Raw genomic sequence first — 16,447 nt, forward strand, 5'->3', positions numbered from 1 at the left:
GTGACGGGACGGGTGCGGGGGCGGGCGTAGGCGGGTGGCTCGGGCTCGGGAGGGGCGCGGGGCGGATGCGTACGCGTGCCGGTGAGCCCGGTGGGCGCGGGGGGTACGCGGCACCCCGTGAGCCGGGTGTCGGGGGCAGCGGTGCCTGTGCCCGGTGTCGGAGGCGCGGATGCCGTGCCCGGTGTCGGAGGCGGGGGTGCCCGTGCCGGGTGTCGGGGGCGGCGGTGCCTGTGCCCGGTGTCGGAGGCGCGGATGCCGTGCCCGGCGTCGGAGGCGGGGGTGCCCGTGCCTGTCGGTGGCTCCCGCCCGGTGGCGCAGGCGGCGGCCGCCGGGGGGCGGCGGGTGCCTGTGCCCGGTGTCGGAGGCGTGGATGCCCGTGCTCGTGCCCGGTGTCCGAGGCGGGGGTGCCCGTGCCCGGTGTCGGAGGTGGGGGTGCCCGTGCCTGTCGGTGGCTCCCGCCCGGTGGCGCAGGCGGCGGCCGCCGGGGGCGGTGTCGGTGGGGTCTGAGACGCTGGGGGCATGAGCGTGAGCGAGACTCCGGTGGGTGACGTCCCCCCGGACACGGGACCCGGACACGTAGTCGTCGTCGGAGCCGGCATCGCCGGGCTGGCCGCCGCGCACCGCCTCCTGGAGGGCGGCGCGCGGGTGACCGTCCTGGAGGCGTCCGGCCGTGTCGGCGGCAAGCTGCTGCCCGGCGAGATCGCCGGCGTACGCGTCGACCTCGGCGCCGAGTCGATGCTGGCCCGCCGCCCCGAGGCCGTCGGTCTGGCCCGCGCCGCCGGACTCGCCGGCCACCTCCAGCCGCCGTCCACCGCGACGGCGTCCCTGTGGACCCGCGGAGCCCTGCGCCCCATGCCCAAGGGCCACGTCATGGGCGTCCCCGGCACCGCCGCCGCCCTGTCCGGCGTGCTCTCCGAGGAGGGCCTCGCCCGCATCGAGCGCGACGCCGAGCTGCCCCGCACCGAGGTCGGCGACGACGTGGCCGTGGGGGAGTACGTCGCCGCCCGCCTGGGCCGCGAGGTCGTCGACCGCCTCGTCGAGCCGCTCCTGGGCGGCGTCTACGCGGGCGACGCCTACTGCATCTCCCTGCGCTCGGCCGTGCCCCAGCTCTTCGAGGCCGCCCGCGCCCACACCTCCCTCACCGAGGCGGTCCGCGCCCTCCAGGGCCGCACGGCCACCTCCCCCCCGAGCGGCCCGGTGTTCATGGGCATCGAGGGCGGCATCGGCACCCTCCCGCTCGCCGTCGCCGAGTCGGTCCGCGCGCGCGGCGGCGAGATCCTCACCGGGGCGCCCGTCACCGAGCTGCGCCGCACCGCGTCCGACGGCTGGCGGATCGTCGCCGGCGACCGGACGCTGCACGCCGGCGCGGTCGTCGTCGCCGTCCCGGCCGGACCCGCCGCGGAGCTGCTGCGCGCCGAGGCACCCGCCGCCGCGGCCGAGCTGTCCGCCGTCGAGTACGCCTCGATGGCCCTGATCACCCTCGCCTACCGCCGCTCGGACGCCGCCGCGCTCCCCGAGGGCAGCGGCTTCCTCGTGCCCCCGGTCGACGGGCGCACCATCAAGGCCGCCACCTTCGCCTCCCGCAAGTGGGGCTGGATCGCCGACGAGGACCCGGACGTGGTCGTCCTGCGCACCTCGGTGGGCCGCTACGGCGACACGGCGGTCCTCGGCCGCGACGACGAGGGCCTGGTCGCCGTCGCCCGGCACGACCTGGGCGAGGCCACCGGCCTGACCGCCGAGCCCGTGGCCACCCGCGTCACCCGCTGGCAGGACGGCCTGCCGCAGTACCCCGTCGGCCACCACGCGCGCGTGGCCCGCGTCCGCGAGCACGTCGCGAAACTCCCGGGGCTCGCGGTGTGCGGAGCGGCGTACGACGGCGTCGGCATCCCTGCCAGCATCGCGAGCGCGTACGCGGCCGCCGACCGGATCCGGGGCGACCTCGGCGGTGTGGAGCAGCTCACGGCCCACCCGGTGCAGAGTGTGCACGGCGGAGCGGGAGAATAGGGACCATGAGTGACGACGCCTCCACCCCCGCCGCCGAGCGGATCCCCAACAAGGGCAAGCTGGCCAAGGACCTCAACGAGGTCATCCGCTACACCCTCTGGTCCGTCTTCAAGCTCAAGGACACCCTCCCCGAGGACCGCGCCGGGTACGCCGACGAGGTCCAGGAGCTGTTCGACCAGCTCACCGCGAAGGACGTGACGATCCGCGGCACCTACGACCTGTCCGGTCTGCGGGCCGACGCCGATCTGATGATCTGGTGGCACGCCGAGACCGCCGACCAGCTCCAGGAGGCGTACAACCTCTTCCGCCGCACGAAGCTCGGCCGTGCCCTGGAGCCGGTCTGGTCGAACATGGCGCTGCACCGCCCCGCCGAGTTCAACCGCTCGCACATCCCGGCCTTCCTGGCCGACGAGACGCCGCGGAACTACATCAGCGTCTACCCGTTCGTGCGCTCCTACGACTGGTACCTGCTGCCCGACGAGGACCGCCGCCGCATGCTCGCCGACCACGGCAAGATGGCCCGCGGCTACCCGGACGTGCGCGCCAACACGGTCGCCTCCTTCTCGCTGGGCGACTACGAGTGGATCCTGGCCTTCGAGGCCGACGAACTGCACCGCATCGTCGACCTCATGCGCCACCTCCGCGGCTCCGAGGCCCGCCGCCACGTCCGCGAGGAGATCCCGTTCTTCACGGGGCGCCGCAAGGACATCGGCGAGCTGGTCGCGGGCCTGGCCTAGTCAGGCACTCGGCGCCGCGGCCCGCCTCGGCTCCGGTTCCGGGCGCGGGGCGCAGGACGCGTCCCGCGCCGGGAGGCGGCCGTCCAGCAGGTACGCCTCCAGGTGGGCGTTGACGCAGGCGTTCGGGCCGGCGGCGATGCCGTGCGTGCCCGCGTCCCGCTCGGTCACCAGCACCGAGCCCGCCAGCCGCCGCCGCAGCTCCAGCGCGCCCTCGTACGGCGTCGCCGCGTCCCGCTCGGCGGCCAGGATCAGCGTCGGCGGCAGCTCACCCGGCGCGGTGCGCACGTCGAGCGGCTGCTGCCGGGGCCCCCGCCAGTAGGCGCAGGGCAGGTTGGTCCACACGTTGTCCCACGTCTCGAACGGCGCCCGGCGCGCCAGCCGGGTGTTGTCCCGGTCCCAGACCCCGAAGTCGGTCGGCCAGGGCGCGTCGTTGCACTCGACGGCCGTGTACACGGCGTTGGAGTTCTCCGCCGCGACGGCGCCCTCCTCGGTCCGCGTCCCCGCCTGGTCGATCAGCGGCTGCGGATCGCCCTTCAGGTACGCCGACAACGCCTCGGCGCGGTGCGGCCAGTAGTCGTCGTAGTACCCGGCCCTCAGCATCGCGCCCTGCAACTGGGCGGGCCCCACCGCCCCGCCCGCCGGCTCGGCCGCCAGCCGCGCGCCCGCCTCCTCGTAGGCGTCCTGCACCTTCCGCGGCCGGTCCCCGAGCCCGTACACGTCGTCGTGCTCGGCGACCCACTCCTTGAAGTCGTCCCAGCGGTCCTCGAACGCCTCCGACTGCTCCAGGTTGTTGCGGTACCAGACCTGCTCCGGGTCCGGGTTCACCGCCGCGTCGAAGACCATCCGCCGCACGTGCGCGGGGAACAGATCGGCGTACAGCGCGCCGAGGTAGGTGCCGTACGACCCGCCCATGAAGGTGAGCCGCCGCTCGCCCAGCGCGGCGCGGACCACCTCCAGGTCCCGGGCGTTGTTGAGCGAGTGGTAGTGCCGCAGCGCGTCCCCGCCCCGCTGCGCGCAGCCGCGGGCGTACGCCTCGGCCTCCGCGGCCCGCTCCCTCTTGTACGCGTCCGAGGGCCGCGCTGGGGCGGGCCGCGGTCCCTTGAAGAAGTCGCCGGGGTCCTGGCAGGACAGCGGCGCGGAGGGCGCGACCCCGCGCGGGGCGTAACCGACGAGGTCGTAGGCGGCGGCGAGCCGCTTCCACTCGGGCACCATGCCGACCAGCGGGAAGTACAGCCCGGAGGCGCCGGGGCCGCCCGGGTTGTAGACGAGGGCGCCCTGCCCGGGGACCGTGCGCCCGGCGTCGTCCGGGTCCTTGTGGGTGGCCCGCACCCGGCTGACGGTCAGTTCGATCCGCTTCCCGTCGGGGTGGGCGTAGTCCAGGGGCACGGCGACCGTGCCGCAGCGCACGGCGCCCGGCAGTTCCTCCGCCCTCGGGCACGCCCCGAACTCGATCCCGGCCGCCGCCGCGCGCCGGGCGGCCACGGCGGTGCCGCGCGCCTCGGCGGACCCGGGCCCCGCCGCGGGCGCCGCCTGCGCCGGGACGGCGGTGAGGGTGGTCAGCAGCAAGGACCCGGCGGCCGAGTAGAGTGCGGCAGCTCGCATCGCGTATCCCTTCGGTGGCACGGGCAGTGACACAAGGGATGGTTGGTTCGCCGGCCGGGCGGGGCAAGCACCGCCGACGGGTGTCGGCGCCGAGTGCCTCCGCACGCCCCCGGCGCGTCAGGCCCGGCGCTCCCAGCGGTCCCCGGGGTGCTTCTCACGGTGGGCGAAGGCCGCCCGCAGGTCCGGCTCGCCGATCGCGTGGACGCCGCGCACGGCGACCGAGGTGAGGAAGGTCCGGTCGTCGGCCGTGCCGTCGGCCTGCCGGACGAGGGCGCCGACCAGCCGCTGTCCGGCCGGGGAGGCCCAGCGCGCGTACGGATGGATCTCCATGCGCGTGATGGCCAGGCACCCGAGGGTCAGGGCGAGCGGCAGCGCGAACCAGAGGGCGATGAGCGGGCGCGGCTCGGTGGCGGGCAGGGGCAGGGCGAGGGAGACCAGGCCGAGGCCGCACACGGCCGCCGCGGCGGCCCGCACCCGCCGCACGCCGGCCGCGACGCCGCCGGTGCCGCCGTCGGGCAGGGCAAGGCCCGCTCCGACCAGCCGGTCGGCCAGGCCCCGTACCGCGTCGGCTGCGGCGGCCGCGGACCGCACCGGCGCTATCCGGGACTGTCCGCCCGGACCTATCGCCCCTATGACCGACCGCTCCATGTCGTCCCGGCCGTGCGGGTCCACGACCGTCGCCCAGCCGGTGTGCGCGAGCAGCAGCCGCCGCTGGCGCGCCATGGAGACGAGCGTCAGGTCGGCCACCCGCCGCGGACCGCCGGACAGGAACGCCGCCTCGTACAGCGTCAGTCTGTGCTCGGGAGCCGCGGCGCGCGGTTCGACGGCCGCCGTGCGCACGGCGGCCAGGCACAGCCGGAGGCACGAGGCACCGGCGACGGCCCATGCCACCAGGAGGAAGAGGACCCAGAACATGCCGTACTTCTATGCCAAAGGGTTTCGCCGGCGCCATGCCCTGTTCACATTCCGGGACGCGGAGTCGCGGGTGTGCGACGCTGCGTTCGGCGGCGTCCTTCGAGGCCGTCCGCGTCCCGTTCAGCGCCGCAGCAGCACGCGCCTGGCCGCACGGGCCAGCCGGACTCCGGGGCGCGTCGACCGGGGCACCGGCCCCGACCGCTCCAGCCACCACTCGCGCAGCGCCCGCCGCACGCCGGGGTCCGCGTCGCCCGGCACCGTCCGCAGCACGTGCGCGACGAAGTCCAGCGCGTCCCGGCGGTAGCCGCCGGTCATCGGGCGCCCCCGGGCGTAGGCGAGGAAGGCGGGCCGGTAGCGCGGGCCCAGGATCACCGGGAGCTCGGGCGCGACCTTGCCGACCACGTCGGCCCGCTTCCCGGCGAGGGCACGCGCCTGCACCTCCAGCCGCACCGGGTCGAAGCCCTCGGGCACCGGCGCTCCCGCGACCAGCGCGGACAACAGCGCGGCCTGCGCGAGCCCGAGCCGCTGCCGTACGGCGTCGTCGGCGGCGGAGCCGTGCCCCGAGGTGCGGGGAGCCCGGCCCCCGGCGGCCGCCCCGCGCGACGCCCGCCGCCCCCGCGCCACGGCGTCGCGGACCGCCTCCACCTCACCGCGCAACTCCTCGCCGTCGGGGAAGTTCTCGTCCCGTTCCAGCAGGACGCCCGGCGGGGCGACGCGCGAGGCGAGATCGGTGAGGATGTCGAGCACCGGCTGCGCGACGGGGTGGGCGTGGCTGTCGTGCCAGACGCCGTCGCGTTCGAAGCCGCCCGCGACGTGGACGTAGGCGAGGGCCTCCAGGGGCAGTTCGGCGAGCGCCTCGGCCGGGTCCGCGCCGAGGTTGACGTGGTTGGTGTGCAGGTTGGCCACGTCGATCAGCAGCCGTACGCCGGTCCGGTCCGCCAGTTCGTACAGGAACTGCCCCTCGGTCAGCTCCTCGTCCGGCCAGGACAGGAGCGCGGCGATGTTCTCCACGGCCAGTGGCACCGGCAGCGCGTCCTGCGCGATGCGCACGTTCTCGCACAGCACGTCGAGGGCGTCCCGGGTGCGGGGAACGGGCAGCAGGTGCCCTGCCTCCAGCACCTGCGGGGCGGTCGGCGTGCCGCCCGCCCGTACGAACGCGATGTGCTCCGTGACCAGCGGCGATCCCAGGACCTCCGCCCGCTCGGCCAGCGCCGCCAGCCGCCCGGCGTCCGGCCGCCCGGCGCCGCCGAGACCGAGCGAGACCCCGTGCGGCACGACGGTCACCCCGCGCTCGCGCAGCCTCAGCAGCGAGTCGGGCAGGTGACCGGGACACAGGTTCTCGGACACGGCCTCGACCCAGTCGATGCCGGGCATCCGCTCGACGACACCGGCGATCTCCGGCCGCCAGCCGATTCCGGTGCCCAGCCGCGCGATTGGCTCCATGGTCGTCCGTCCCTCCCCGTCGCTCTGACGGGGGTTATCGCCCGGCACACCGGGAGCGAACCGCGCGGAGCCCGCCTTCAGAGGAAATCTTGAGGTTCACGCACCCGGCGCCCGGCCCGGCACACTCCGCAGGGCCGGGTGGTCGGCGACCACCGTGCACGAACCCGGCGCGATCTCCGTGAACCCGGCGTCGCGCACCACGGGCAGGCCGGAGCGGGTCAGCCCCTCCCAGCGGGCCGGGTCCGCGGTGCGCACCGACAGCGGGAAACCCGCCTCGCGCCACGCCGCCCGCTCACCGTCCGACAGCTCCCACCAGGCGAGCTGCGCACCGTGGCCGGCCTGGGCCATCGCCTTGCCCGCCGACATGTCCAGGCCGGGGTTCAGCCAGAGCACCGGCGCGGCGGGGTCGGCGTCGGCCGGCGGCTCGGGGTCGTCGAGGTCGGTGCCGGAGACCTGGAGCCGGGCCAGGTCCTTGGGCCAGCCGTCCAGGGGCACCGGCGGGAAGACCCGCACCTCGGCGCTCCTGCCGGTGACCGTGATGCCGGGCAGCGCCTCGGCCCGGCGCCACTCCGCGCCCCGGGCCCGCCTGACGACCTTGCGGATGCGCGCGTCCTGCCAGTCCCGCATCGCCCGCGCCCACGCGCCGTCCCCGGTCGACCGCGCGTCGCCGAGCATCACCAGCACCGCCCGGGCCGCGGTCTCCAGCGCGTCGGTGCGGGCCGGCGGTGCCGCCCGCTCCAGGCGCACGACGAGCGGCAGCACGAACTGCGGCGCGAGGTCGCGGTCACCGGGCTCGGGACGGAAGGGGCTGTCCGGGACGGGGACGGAAGCCGGGGCGGAGGCGGGGACGGGCGTCGTCGGGTCGTTGCTCACGCCCACAGTCTGCCAAGCCCGCCGCTCGCGGGCGCAGGGCCCCGTGTCCCCGCGCGAGGCGACCGGTCAGCCCGTGCAGGCCGTGCGCTGCGCCTCCTGCCACTCGCAGACCGGGCAGAGCGTGATGCCCCGGTACGACTCCGGGTACTCCGTCGGCTCCCGGCACAGGACGCACTCCGCGTACGGCGGGCCGTCGGCCACGGGCGGGTGGGGCGCCGTGTCGATCAGGGAGTATCCGCCGGGGTCGCAGCCGGAGCCGGAGCCGTCCGGGACGTGGTCGTGGTCGCTGCTCATGACTCCAGCGTAGGACGTCAGCCGCGCCCGCCGGCGGCGCCGATCAGCTCGGAGACCTTCGCGAAGCGGTAGCCCTGGCGGCGCAGTTCGGGCACCACCGCCCGCACCACCTGCTCGGTCACGGGGGCGGCGCTGCGCGTGCAGTGCATGACGACGACCGAACCCGGCCGCACCCCGTCGAGGACCTGCCGGGTCACCGCGTCGGCGTCGGTCGCGAAGGCGTCCCCGCTGACCACGTCCCACTGCACGGCGGTGACCCCGGTGGCGGACAGCTCCTTGCGGACCGCGTCGTCGTAGCAGCCGCCGGGGAAGCGGAAGTACGGCATCGGGTTCGGCACCCCGGCCTTCTGGAACGCGGTGTAGGCCCGCTCCAGGTCCGCGCGCATGTCGTCCTTGGCGACCGTCGGCAGGCCGTAGCAGTCCGCGGTGTAGGCGTAGTGGCTGTAGGAGTGGTTGGCGATCTCGAACTGCGGGTCGCGGCCGATGGAGCGGGCCTCGTCCGGGTACTCCTCGGCCCACCGGCCGGTCATGAAGACCGTGGCGGGCACCTTCAGCCTCCGCAGCGTCGCGATCAGCGCGGGGTTGTCGAAACGTTCCCCCGAGGCCGCCCGCGGCCCCTGGTCGGCGGTCATGTCGGCGTCGAAGGTGAGGGCGACCAGCTTGCCGTCCTTCGCGTCGTCCGTGCGGGGGCCGTGCTCGAAGACGGGGGTCAGGCCGGCCGGGCCGGGAGCGAGCGTCGGAGGTTCGGCGGACGCCCGCTTCGACGCGGTGGCGGACGGCGCGGACGGTGCCGGCCGGGGGGCCTGCGGGGCCTCGGCGGTTCCGCAGGCGGTGAGGGCGGCGCCCAGGACACAGAGCGCGGTGGCGCGTCGTACGAGAGTGATCACCGTACGACCGTAGGAGTGGGATGTTCGGTTTGTATGACTACGCGGAGCGACCTGCCGCCCCGGTCACCCGCCCGGACCAGACCCCGGCCGCCGTCAGATGTCCCGCTGCTCCAGCGGCTTGGTCGCCGGGCCCTCGATCACCTTGCCGTCCGTGTCGAAGCGCGAGCCGTGGCAGGGGCACTCCCAGGCGCGCTCGGCCGCGTTGAAGCCCACCAGGCAGCCCAGGTGGGTGCAGCGCGCCGAGAGGGCGTGCAGCGTGCCCGCCTCGTCCCGGTAGACGGCGAGCCGGTCGCCGCCCGCCCGGACCACCGCGCCCTCGCCCGGGGGCAGCGCGTCCACCGGCGGCACGGACCGCAGCCGGTCGCCGACGAAGTGCCGGGCCACCTCCGCCTGCGTCCTGAGCAGCGCCGGCGCCTCGCGCACCGCCGTGCGCAGCCGGCGCGGGTCGTACAGCCCGCTCCACGCGCACTCCTCGCCGGTGATCTGCGCCGTCAGCAGCCGGCCCGCCATCATGCCGCCGCTCAGTCCCCAGCCGCCGAAGCCGGTGGCGACGTAGGTGTGGTGCGCGCCCGGGTGCATCGGGCCCACCATCGGCACGGTGTCCGTGGGGTCGATGTCCTGCGTGGCCCAGGCGTGGGTGCGCTCCACGCCGGGGAAGTGCTCGTCGGCCCAGGCGGCCAGGGTCCCGAACCGCTCCCGGGTGTCGCCCGTGCCCGGCGTGAAGTGCTCCCCGGTGACCACCAGCAGGCGGCGGCCGTCGTCCAGGGGTGCCGTGCGCACCGAGCGGGTGTTCTCCTCCGGCGTGATGTACATGCCGTCCACGTCGCGGTCCGCCCCGATGCTCCCGGCGACCACCAGCTCGCGGCGCGGGGAGAGGCGGGCGAAGAGCAGGGCGCGGTCGAAGACGGGGTAGTGCGTGGCGACGACCACGTCCCGGGCGGTGACCGTCGCCCCCGCCTCCGTCCGCACCCGGCACGGCTCGCCCTCCTCCAGGCCCTGGACGGTGGTGTCCTCGAAGATCCGCCCACCGTGCGCCTCCAGGTCCGCGGCGAGCGCCCGCAGGTACTTGAGCGGGTGGAACTGCGCCTGACCGGTCACCCGCACGGCGCCCGCCACCGGAAACGGCAGCCCGGTCTCCGTCACGAAGGAGGCCGGCAGCCCCGCCTCCTTCGCGGCGTCCGCCTCGGCCCGCACCTCGTCGACGCGGCCCGGATCGCGGACGTACGTGTACGCGTCGCGCGTCTCCCACTCGCAGTCGACGCCCAGCTCGGCGACGATCCCGGCGGCGCGCTCGATCGCCTCGGACTGCGAGCGGGCGTACAGCCGGGCGCCCTCGGGGCCGCGGGTGCGGCGCAGCCTGTCGTAGACCAGGGTGTGCTGGACGGTCAGCTTGGCGCTGGTGTACCCGGTGACGCCGGCGGCGACCCGCCCGGCCTCCAGCACCGCCACGCTCCGCCCGGCCCGCACCAGCTCCCAGGCCGCGCTGAGCCCCGCGACGCCCGCACCGATCACGGCGACGTCCACGTCGAGATCCTCGCCGAGCGCGGGACGGGGCGCGCCGCCCGGTGCCGTCTGAAGCCAGTACGAGCCGTTGACCTGCACGTTCTGAGTCATGCGGCTCGAGTACCCAGGGGTGGGGGCTTCAGTGGCCGGACGGCGCGCCCCGCCGGTGTCCCGCCGTCACCTGCGCCAGGGCCCCGTCACCGCGAAGGTCGTGCCGGGCGTGTAGCAGTTGACGTACATCGTGTCGCCGTCGGGGGAGAAGGTGACGCCGGCGAACTCGCCCCACTCGGGTTCCTCCTCCGTCCCGATGTTCTGGGCGCCTCGGGCCATGGCGTACACCTCCCCGCGCCGGGTCACGCCGAAGACGTGCTGCGCGCCGTTGCCGTCCTCGCAGACCATCAGGCCGCCGCTGGGCGCCAGGCAGATGTTGTCCGGGGACTCGCCCGGCAACTGCACGTCGGTGTCCGGACCGAAGACGATCACCAGGGTGAGCCGGCGCCGCTCGGGGTCGTAGCGCCAGATCTGGCCGTAGTGGTCGGCGGCCGAGCCCTCGTCGCTGTGGGCGAAGGACGACACGAAGTACACGCTCTGCCCGCCCCAGTAGCAGCCCTCCAGCTTCTGCGCGTGGGTGATGCCGCCCCGGCCGAAGTCCTGGAAGCGGATGGGCGTCCCGTCGGCCAGCGGGTCGGGCACGTCCACCCACTCGATGCGGTCGAAGGTGGCGCCGGTCTCCTGGATCGAGGACAGGTCGGGCACGCCCGGCACCCGCATCGCCTGGAGCCGGCCGCCCGCCCGCAGCGAGCCCCGGCCGCCCAGCGGTTTCTCCGGCAGGAACCGGTAGAAGAGACCGAACGGCCGCTCGAACGCGTCCTCCGTCTCGTAGACGACCCCGCGCCGCGGATCCACGGCGATCGCCTCGTGCTGGAAGCGACCCATCGCGGTCAGCGGCACCGCGCCGGTGCGGTGCGGCTCGACCGGGTCGACCTCGAAGATGAAGCCGTGGTCCTTGGTGTAGCCGTTGGTGCCCGCCCGGTCCTCGGTCTCCTCGCAGGTCAGCCACGTGTGCCAGGGCGTGGGCCCGCCCGCGCAGTTCACGGCGGTACCGGCGATCGCGACCCGCTCGGACAGGACGTGGTTGCGGGAGTCCAGCTCCAGCGCCGTACAGCCGCCCTTGCCCTCCGGGTCGTACGTCAGGCCCTTGACGGTGGGGACGGGGACGCGGCCGTTGGCGCGGTTCTCGTGGTTGCGGACGAGGTGGGTGCGGCCGTGTCTGCCGGGGAAGGCCGACATGCCGTCGTGGTTGGACGGCACCTTCCCCTCGCCGGAGCGCAGTTCGTCGCCCTCGCGGGACAGCACCCGGTAGCGGAAGCCCCGGGGCAGGTCGAGCAGGCCGTCGGGGTCGGGGACGAGGGGGCCGTAACCGCTGTGGCCCAGGGACTGGGCGGCGGCGGTGCCGGCGAAGAGTTCCGAAAGCGCGCCGGTGAAGGCGATGCCTGCGCCCAGGGCTCCGGTACGGGCGAGCACCTCGCGTCGGGTTGCGGACATGGGGAAACCTTCCTGCTGGCGGACAGGACTGTGACCCCGCTGTGTCTATCACCTGCCAGGAGCCCCGGGAACCACGCGTGTGCCCCGTGTCACGGCCCGGACGGGCGGACGCGAAGGCCGCCCGGCACTTCCCGCGGGGGCGCGCGGGAAGTGCCGGACGGGGTCTCGTGCTACACCCCCGCCTTCGCCGGTTCGGTGACCTTCACCGGGTCCGTGCCGGTGGCGCTGTGCCGTTCGGCCCAGTTCTCCAGGGCCGTGCGGCAGGCGTGGTCCAGGTGGTGCAGCCCGGACAGGTCCAGCTCGACCGGGCGGTCCTTGGGCAGCGCCTCCAGGCTCTCCAGCAGCTTCGGCAGCCGCAGGAAGGTGGCGTTGCCCGTCAGGTGGACCTGGACCGGGCCCGCGCCCTTGTCGACGGTCTCCGTCCTGAGGTGCGAGGCCTCCCAGGCGGTCTTCACCACGGACAGGGCCAGACCGATCAGCACGCCCTCGAACATGTTCACCGCGACGATCGAGAGCGCCGTGACCACCAGGATCAGCGCCTCGCCCCGGTGCCCGCGCCACAGCGACACGAGCCCGCGGAAGGGGATCAGCTTCCAGCCCGCGTGGACCAGGATGCCCGCCAGCGCGGGCAGCGGGATCAGGGCCAGCGCGGCCGGCAGCAGCGCGGCGAACAGCAGCAGCCACACGCCGTGCAGCACCCGGGACGCCTTGGTCCGCGCGCCGGCGCCGACGTTCGCGGAACTGCGCACGATGACCGCGGTCATCGGCAGCGCGCCGAGCACCCCGCACACCGTGTTGCCCGCGCCCTGCGCCATCAGCTCCTTGTCGTACTCGGTGCGCGGCCCGTCGTGCAGCCGGTCCACCGCCGCGGCGCTGAACAGGCTCTCGGCCGAGGCGATCAGGGTGAACGCCACGATCGTGCCGAGGAAGCCGACGCTCGCCAGTTGGCCGAACGCGTCGGCGCCCGGCGGCTGGACGGACTCCAGCAGGCCGTTGACCTCGACCGTCGCGACGGGCAGGCCGAACACCGCCGTGACCGCCGTCGCCAGCGCCACCGCGGCCAGCGCGCCCGGCAGGGTCCGTGCCGCCTTGGGCAGCCGCTTCCACAGCACCATCACGGCGACGGTGCCCGCGCCCAGAGCGAGCGAGGTGAGCGCCTCGGTGCTGCCGAGCGCGTCCGCGGCGGCCCCGGGCAGCCCGACGAGCTTGTCGACGCCGGAGGAGGGCGCCTCGAGACCGGCGGCCGAGTAGAGCTGACCGGCGATGAGCACCAGGCCGATGCCGGCCAGCATGCCCTCGACGACCGACAGGGAGATCGCCCGGAACCAGCGCCCGAGCTTCAGGGCGCCCATCACGAGCTGGGCGAGCCCGGTGACCAGCACGATCACGCCGAGCGCGGGCAGCCCGTACTGGTCGACCGCGCCGAAGACCAGCACGGTCAGGCCGGCGGCGGGGCCGGAGACCTGGAGGCTGCTGCCCGGCAGGAATCCGGTGACCAGGCCGCCCACGATGCCGGTGACCAGACCGAGTTCGGCCGGGACACCGGAGGCGACGGCCACGCCCACGCACAGCGGGAGCGCGACCAGGAACACGACGAGGGAGGCGGTCAGGTCCCGCCGCCAGTGCGGGAACTTCCGCTTCCGTTCGGCTATGAGGGACACGCCGGCGCTCACAGGGTCTCGAAGGCGTCGGTGTCCGCGCGGTGCTGCCGCACGAGACCGGTGTGGACCTCGTAGTACCAGCCGTGCATCCGCAGCCTGCCCGCCGCCAGCCGCTTCTCGACGCACGGGTACGAGCGCAGGCGCAGCAGTTGCGCCAGTACGTGGTGCTGCACGGCGTCGGCGACGGTCGGATCGGCGGGGTCGCAGGGCTTGGGCTCGTCGGCCGCGTGCGCCAGCCAGTCGCGTACGGCGGGCACGGCGGTCAGGTCGTCGCCGCGCACCAGCGCGCCGACGGCGCCGCAGTGCGAGTGGCCGCAGACCACGATGTCGCCGACGCCGAGAACCTGGACGGCGTACTCGATGGTCGCGGCCTCGCCGGAGGGGTGCGCGGAGTCGTGGGGCGGGACGATGTTGCCCGCGGTGCGCAGCTCGAAGAGGCTGCCGGGCCGGGCGCCCGTGATCAGGGCCGGGACGACCCGGGAGTCGGAGCAGGTGATGAACAGGACTTCGGGCGACTGGCCTTCGGCGTGCCCGGCGAACTCCTCAGGGCGCTGTCCGAACATACGGGCGTTGTCGATGAGGGGCTGCATGATGCGGTTTTCCTCCTGGCGCGCGTGGGGGCGCGTCGGACGGGTGGGACAGAGGCGGAGATGTGCCGGACGTCCGTCAGCAGCGGAAGACCTGGAGTGCCGCGGGGGAGTGGTCCGTGGTGGGTCTGGACCGGTGGTGGGCCGGGGCACCGGACGCGAGGGGCTCGCCGGCGGCCGGGGTGTGCCGGTGGGGGAGCGGGCGCTCGGGTGCGGTGTCGGGCTGGGGCGCGGCGGTGGTGCGGTGCCGGTCCCGGACGCGTGCGGGCCCGTGGGGGTGGCCGGGCCGGCCGGCCTCGTGGCAGGTGGCCCGCTCTTCGTGCGCCGCCGGACCGGAGGGGGTGAGTCCGGGCCGGGCGTTGGCCATGGCGTCACTGGTCGTGTGCGCGAATGCGAAGGATTCCGACGGGGCGAAGAGCTGGAGGGCGACCAGGAGGGCGATCAGGGGGACGGCGAGGAGCGGAAGCCGGGTCCGCGGTGTCGCGCGCGGGAACATGTGGCCCCCCTCCAGGTGGTTTACGCCTCAACTGTGTGCCGGTGCATGGTCGGTGCACGGGCGGAACTCGACCAATGCATGGTCAAAGAAGAGTCAATGCACGGTCAAGAAACACGTTAACCCTGCAAGGGGCTTTGCAGGGTTAACGAGGCGTTACGGGCCGGAGAGAGCCTGAAAATCGCGGGTGGGTTGGCGCGAACGGACCGCTGCCGGGCCGCCGTCGGGCCGTCCGAGCCGTTGTCGGGACGTTCGGGCCGCCGTCGGGGCGTTCGGGGCCGCCGTCGGGACGTTCGGGCCGTTGTCAGGCCGCGTCGACGAGGCGTGCCGCGTCCCGGGCGAGCGCGGTGAGGCGGGAGATCGCGCGGAAGTACTTCTTGCGGTACCCGCCGTTCAGCATCTCCTCGCTGAAGAGCCGGTCGAAGGGCAGGCCGGAGGCCAGGACGGGCACCTCGCGGTCGTAGAGCCGGTCGGCGAGCACCACGAGCCGCAGCGCCGTCGACTGGTCCGGCACCGGGCGCACCCCGGTGAGGCACACGGCCGTCAGACCGTCGGTCAGGGCGCCGTACCGGCTGGGGTGCACCCGGGCGAGGTGGTCGAGGAGGGCGGGGAAGTCGTCCAGGGACGCGCTCTCGGTGGCCCGCGCGGCACGGGTCACCTGCTCGTCGGAGTACGGCGCCGGGGCCTCGGGCAGCCCGCGGTGGCGGTAGTCCTCGCCGTCGATGCGCAGGGTGCGGAAGTGGGCGGACAGGCCCTGGATCTCGCGCAGGAAGTCGGCCGCCGCGAAGCGTCCCTCGCCGAGCTTGCCGGGCAGCGTGTTGGAGGTGGCGGCGAGCGCCACGCCCGACTCCACGAGCCGGGCGAGCAGGCTGGAGACGAGGACGGTGTCGCCCGGGTCGTCGAGCTCGAACTCGTCGATGCACAGCAGGCGGTGCCCGGAGAGGGTCCGCACGGTCTGCTGGAAGCCGAGGGCGCCGACGAGGTTGGTCAGCTCCACGAAGGTGCCGAAGGCCTTGCGGGAGGGCTCGGCGGGGGTGGCGTGCCACAAGGAGGCCAGCAGGTGCGTCTTGCCCACGCCGTAGCCGCCGTCGAGGTACACGCCGCGGGGGCCGGCCGGGGCCTTCGGCGCCTTGGCGCGGCCGAGCCCGAAGAACCCGCGCCTGCCGCCTGCCGCGCCGGGCGCCTCGCCCAGCCCGCCCGCGAAGCCCTCCAGTACCCGCACGGCCTCGCTCTGGCTCGGCTGGTTGGGGTCCGGGATGTACGTGCTGAAGCGGACCGAGTCGAAACGCGGCGGGGGCACCATCTCGGCGACCAGGCGGTCCGCGGGGACACGGGGCTCACGGGCACACAACGAAACCGGACCGGCCGCCGTCCCGGCTATCGGGGCGGCGCTGGGGGCTGGGGAGGAGGACGACACGGTGCCCAATGGTAAAGCCTGCCGGGGCCCGCCCCGCCGCTCGTAGGCCCCGTCCTCCCGCCCGGCCCCTTGCGCCCGGACAGCGTGCTCGGCATCCCCGGGGCAGCGGCGGGACCGCACGGCGAGTGACCGGGCCGCGCATGCCGACGCGGGCGGGCGCGGACCCCTGGCCGGCCGCGGGGCCGGGGCAAGGTGGCCCGGTGGGCCTGGTGGCGGGGTGATGCGGTGGGCCGGGGGTGGCCGGCGGCGGGGCGACGCAGCGGCCTGGTGGTCCGGTAGCCGGGCGGGCCGGGCGGCACGGGGGTTCGACCGGCGGGCGGTCGGGTGTACGGGGTGCGGGGTGCTGGGTGTCGTGGTCGTGGTGTCTGGTGGCTGGGCGGTGAGGTGGGTGGGCGGTTGCGGTGCGGGAGTCGGTCGGTGCGGTGGTTTGCGGGTGGACGGGCGGGCACTGTGGTGGCCGGGCGGCCCGGTCGGCGGGGGCGGGCG

Annotated in this window: 14 protein-coding genes; 2 read left to right on the plus strand and 12 right to left on the minus strand. The window is 75.2% G+C overall.

Annotated features, from left to right (window positions below):
* Positions 1–519: 519 nt before the first annotated feature.
* Both hemG and hemQ read left to right on the plus strand, forming a co-directional pair.
* Positions 520–2,004, plus strand: coding sequence for a protoporphyrinogen oxidase (gene hemG / locus IG88_RS0136400; RefSeq protein WP_031050719.1), 1,485 nt, complete (start codon positions 520–522; stop codon positions 2,002–2,004).
* Between the two features lie 5 nt (positions 2,005–2,009).
* Positions 2,010–2,741 carry a hydrogen peroxide-dependent heme synthase gene (gene hemQ / locus IG88_RS0136405; RefSeq protein WP_031050722.1) on the plus strand — a complete coding sequence of 244 codons (732 nt, stop codon included), beginning with the start codon at positions 2,010–2,012 and terminating at the stop codon, positions 2,739–2,741.
* On the opposite strand, the gene IG88_RS0136410 is transcribed toward hemQ, so the two are convergent.
* From IG88_RS0136410 to zapE, 12 genes are all read right to left on the minus strand, one after another.
* On the minus strand, positions 2,742–4,343 hold the full coding sequence (locus IG88_RS0136410) for an alpha/beta hydrolase (RefSeq protein ID WP_031050725.1): 1,602 nt from the start codon (positions 4,341–4,343) through the stop codon (positions 2,742–2,744). It abuts the gene before it with no gap.
* Between the two features lie 117 nt (positions 4,344–4,460).
* The gene (locus IG88_RS0136415; protein ID WP_031050727.1) at positions 4,461–5,258 is read right to left on the minus strand and encodes a TIGR04222 domain-containing membrane protein; all 798 of its coding nucleotides are present in this window, start codon (positions 5,256–5,258) and stop codon (positions 4,461–4,463) included.
* 120 nt (positions 5,259–5,378) lie between these two features.
* Complete coding sequence (locus IG88_RS0136420) at positions 5,379–6,692, minus strand: DUF692 domain-containing protein (protein ID WP_031050730.1); 1,314 nt, start codon at positions 6,690–6,692, stop codon at positions 5,379–5,381.
* Between the two features lie 105 nt (positions 6,693–6,797).
* Positions 6,798–7,574, minus strand: coding sequence for a peptidyl-tRNA hydrolase (locus IG88_RS0136425; protein WP_031050733.1), 777 nt, complete (start codon positions 7,572–7,574; stop codon positions 6,798–6,800).
* 66 nt (positions 7,575–7,640) lie between these two features.
* Positions 7,641–7,868, minus strand: coding sequence for a hypothetical protein (locus tag IG88_RS0136430; protein ID WP_031050735.1), 228 nt, complete (start codon positions 7,866–7,868; stop codon positions 7,641–7,643).
* Positions 7,869–7,885: 17 nt separating this feature from the next.
* Positions 7,886–8,755 carry a polysaccharide deacetylase family protein gene (locus IG88_RS0136435; protein WP_031050737.1) on the minus strand — a complete coding sequence of 290 codons (870 nt, stop codon included), beginning with the start codon at positions 8,753–8,755 and terminating at the stop codon, positions 7,886–7,888.
* Between the two features lie 93 nt (positions 8,756–8,848).
* Positions 8,849–10,369, minus strand: coding sequence for an FAD-dependent oxidoreductase (locus IG88_RS0136440; RefSeq protein WP_031050739.1), 1,521 nt, complete (start codon positions 10,367–10,369; stop codon positions 8,849–8,851).
* A 66-nt stretch (positions 10,370–10,435) separates the two neighbouring features.
* Entirely contained in the window at positions 10,436–11,803 is a 1,368-nt protein-coding gene (locus tag IG88_RS0136445; protein WP_031050742.1) for a PhoX family protein, read from the minus strand.
* Positions 11,804–11,973: 170 nt separating this feature from the next.
* Positions 11,974–13,464: a SulP family inorganic anion transporter gene (locus IG88_RS0136450; protein ID WP_031050745.1), complete on the minus strand. Its 1,491-nt coding sequence runs from the start codon at positions 13,462–13,464 to the stop codon at positions 11,974–11,976.
* An 8-nt stretch (positions 13,465–13,472) separates the two neighbouring features.
* Positions 13,473–14,054: a carbonic anhydrase gene (locus tag IG88_RS0136455; RefSeq protein ID WP_031050748.1), complete on the minus strand. Its 582-nt coding sequence runs from the start codon at positions 14,052–14,054 to the stop codon at positions 13,473–13,475.
* A gap of 76 nt (positions 14,055–14,130) precedes the next feature.
* Positions 14,131–14,547, minus strand: a complete 417-nt coding sequence (locus IG88_RS0136460; protein ID WP_031050751.1) for a hypothetical protein — start codon at positions 14,545–14,547, stop codon at positions 14,131–14,133.
* 301 nt (positions 14,548–14,848) lie between these two features.
* Positions 14,849–15,961, minus strand: coding sequence for a cell division protein ZapE (gene zapE, locus IG88_RS0136465; protein ID WP_031050753.1), 1,113 nt, complete (start codon positions 15,959–15,961; stop codon positions 14,849–14,851).
* Positions 15,962–16,447 lie beyond the last annotated feature (486 nt).

The sequence above is a fragment of the Streptomyces sp. NRRL F-5650 genome, assembly GCF_000721365.1.
GTDB classification, from domain to species: Bacteria; Actinomycetota; Actinomycetes; order Streptomycetales; family Streptomycetaceae; genus Streptomyces; species Streptomyces ardesiacus.

Excerpts from the sequence above, each read along its gene's own strand:
- hemG (WP_031050719.1), top strand. The coding sequence starts at position 520 with ATGAGCGTGAGCGAGACTCCGGTGGGTGACGTCCCCCCGGACACGGGA.
- hemQ (WP_031050722.1), top strand. The coding sequence starts at position 2,010 with ATGAGTGACGACGCCTCCACCCCCGCCGCCGAGCGGATCCCCAACAAG.
- IG88_RS0136410 (WP_031050725.1), bottom strand. The coding sequence starts at position 4,343 with ATGCGAGCTGCCGCACTCTACTCGGCCGCCGGGTCCTTGCTGCTGACC.
- IG88_RS0136415 (WP_031050727.1), bottom strand. The coding sequence starts at position 5,258 with ATGTTCTGGGTCCTCTTCCTCCTGGTGGCATGGGCCGTCGCCGGTGCC.
- IG88_RS0136430 (WP_031050735.1), bottom strand. The coding sequence starts at position 7,868 with ATGAGCAGCGACCACGACCACGTCCCGGACGGCTCCGGCTCCGGCTGC.
- IG88_RS0136440 (WP_031050739.1), bottom strand. The coding sequence starts at position 10,369 with ATGACTCAGAACGTGCAGGTCAACGGCTCGTACTGGCTTCAGACGGCA.
- IG88_RS0136445 (WP_031050742.1), bottom strand. The coding sequence starts at position 11,803 with ATGTCCGCAACCCGACGCGAGGTGCTCGCCCGTACCGGAGCCCTGGGC.
- IG88_RS0136455 (WP_031050748.1), bottom strand. The coding sequence starts at position 14,054 with ATGCAGCCCCTCATCGACAACGCCCGTATGTTCGGACAGCGCCCTGAG.
- IG88_RS0136460 (WP_031050751.1), bottom strand. The coding sequence starts at position 14,547 with ATGTTCCCGCGCGCGACACCGCGGACCCGGCTTCCGCTCCTCGCCGTC.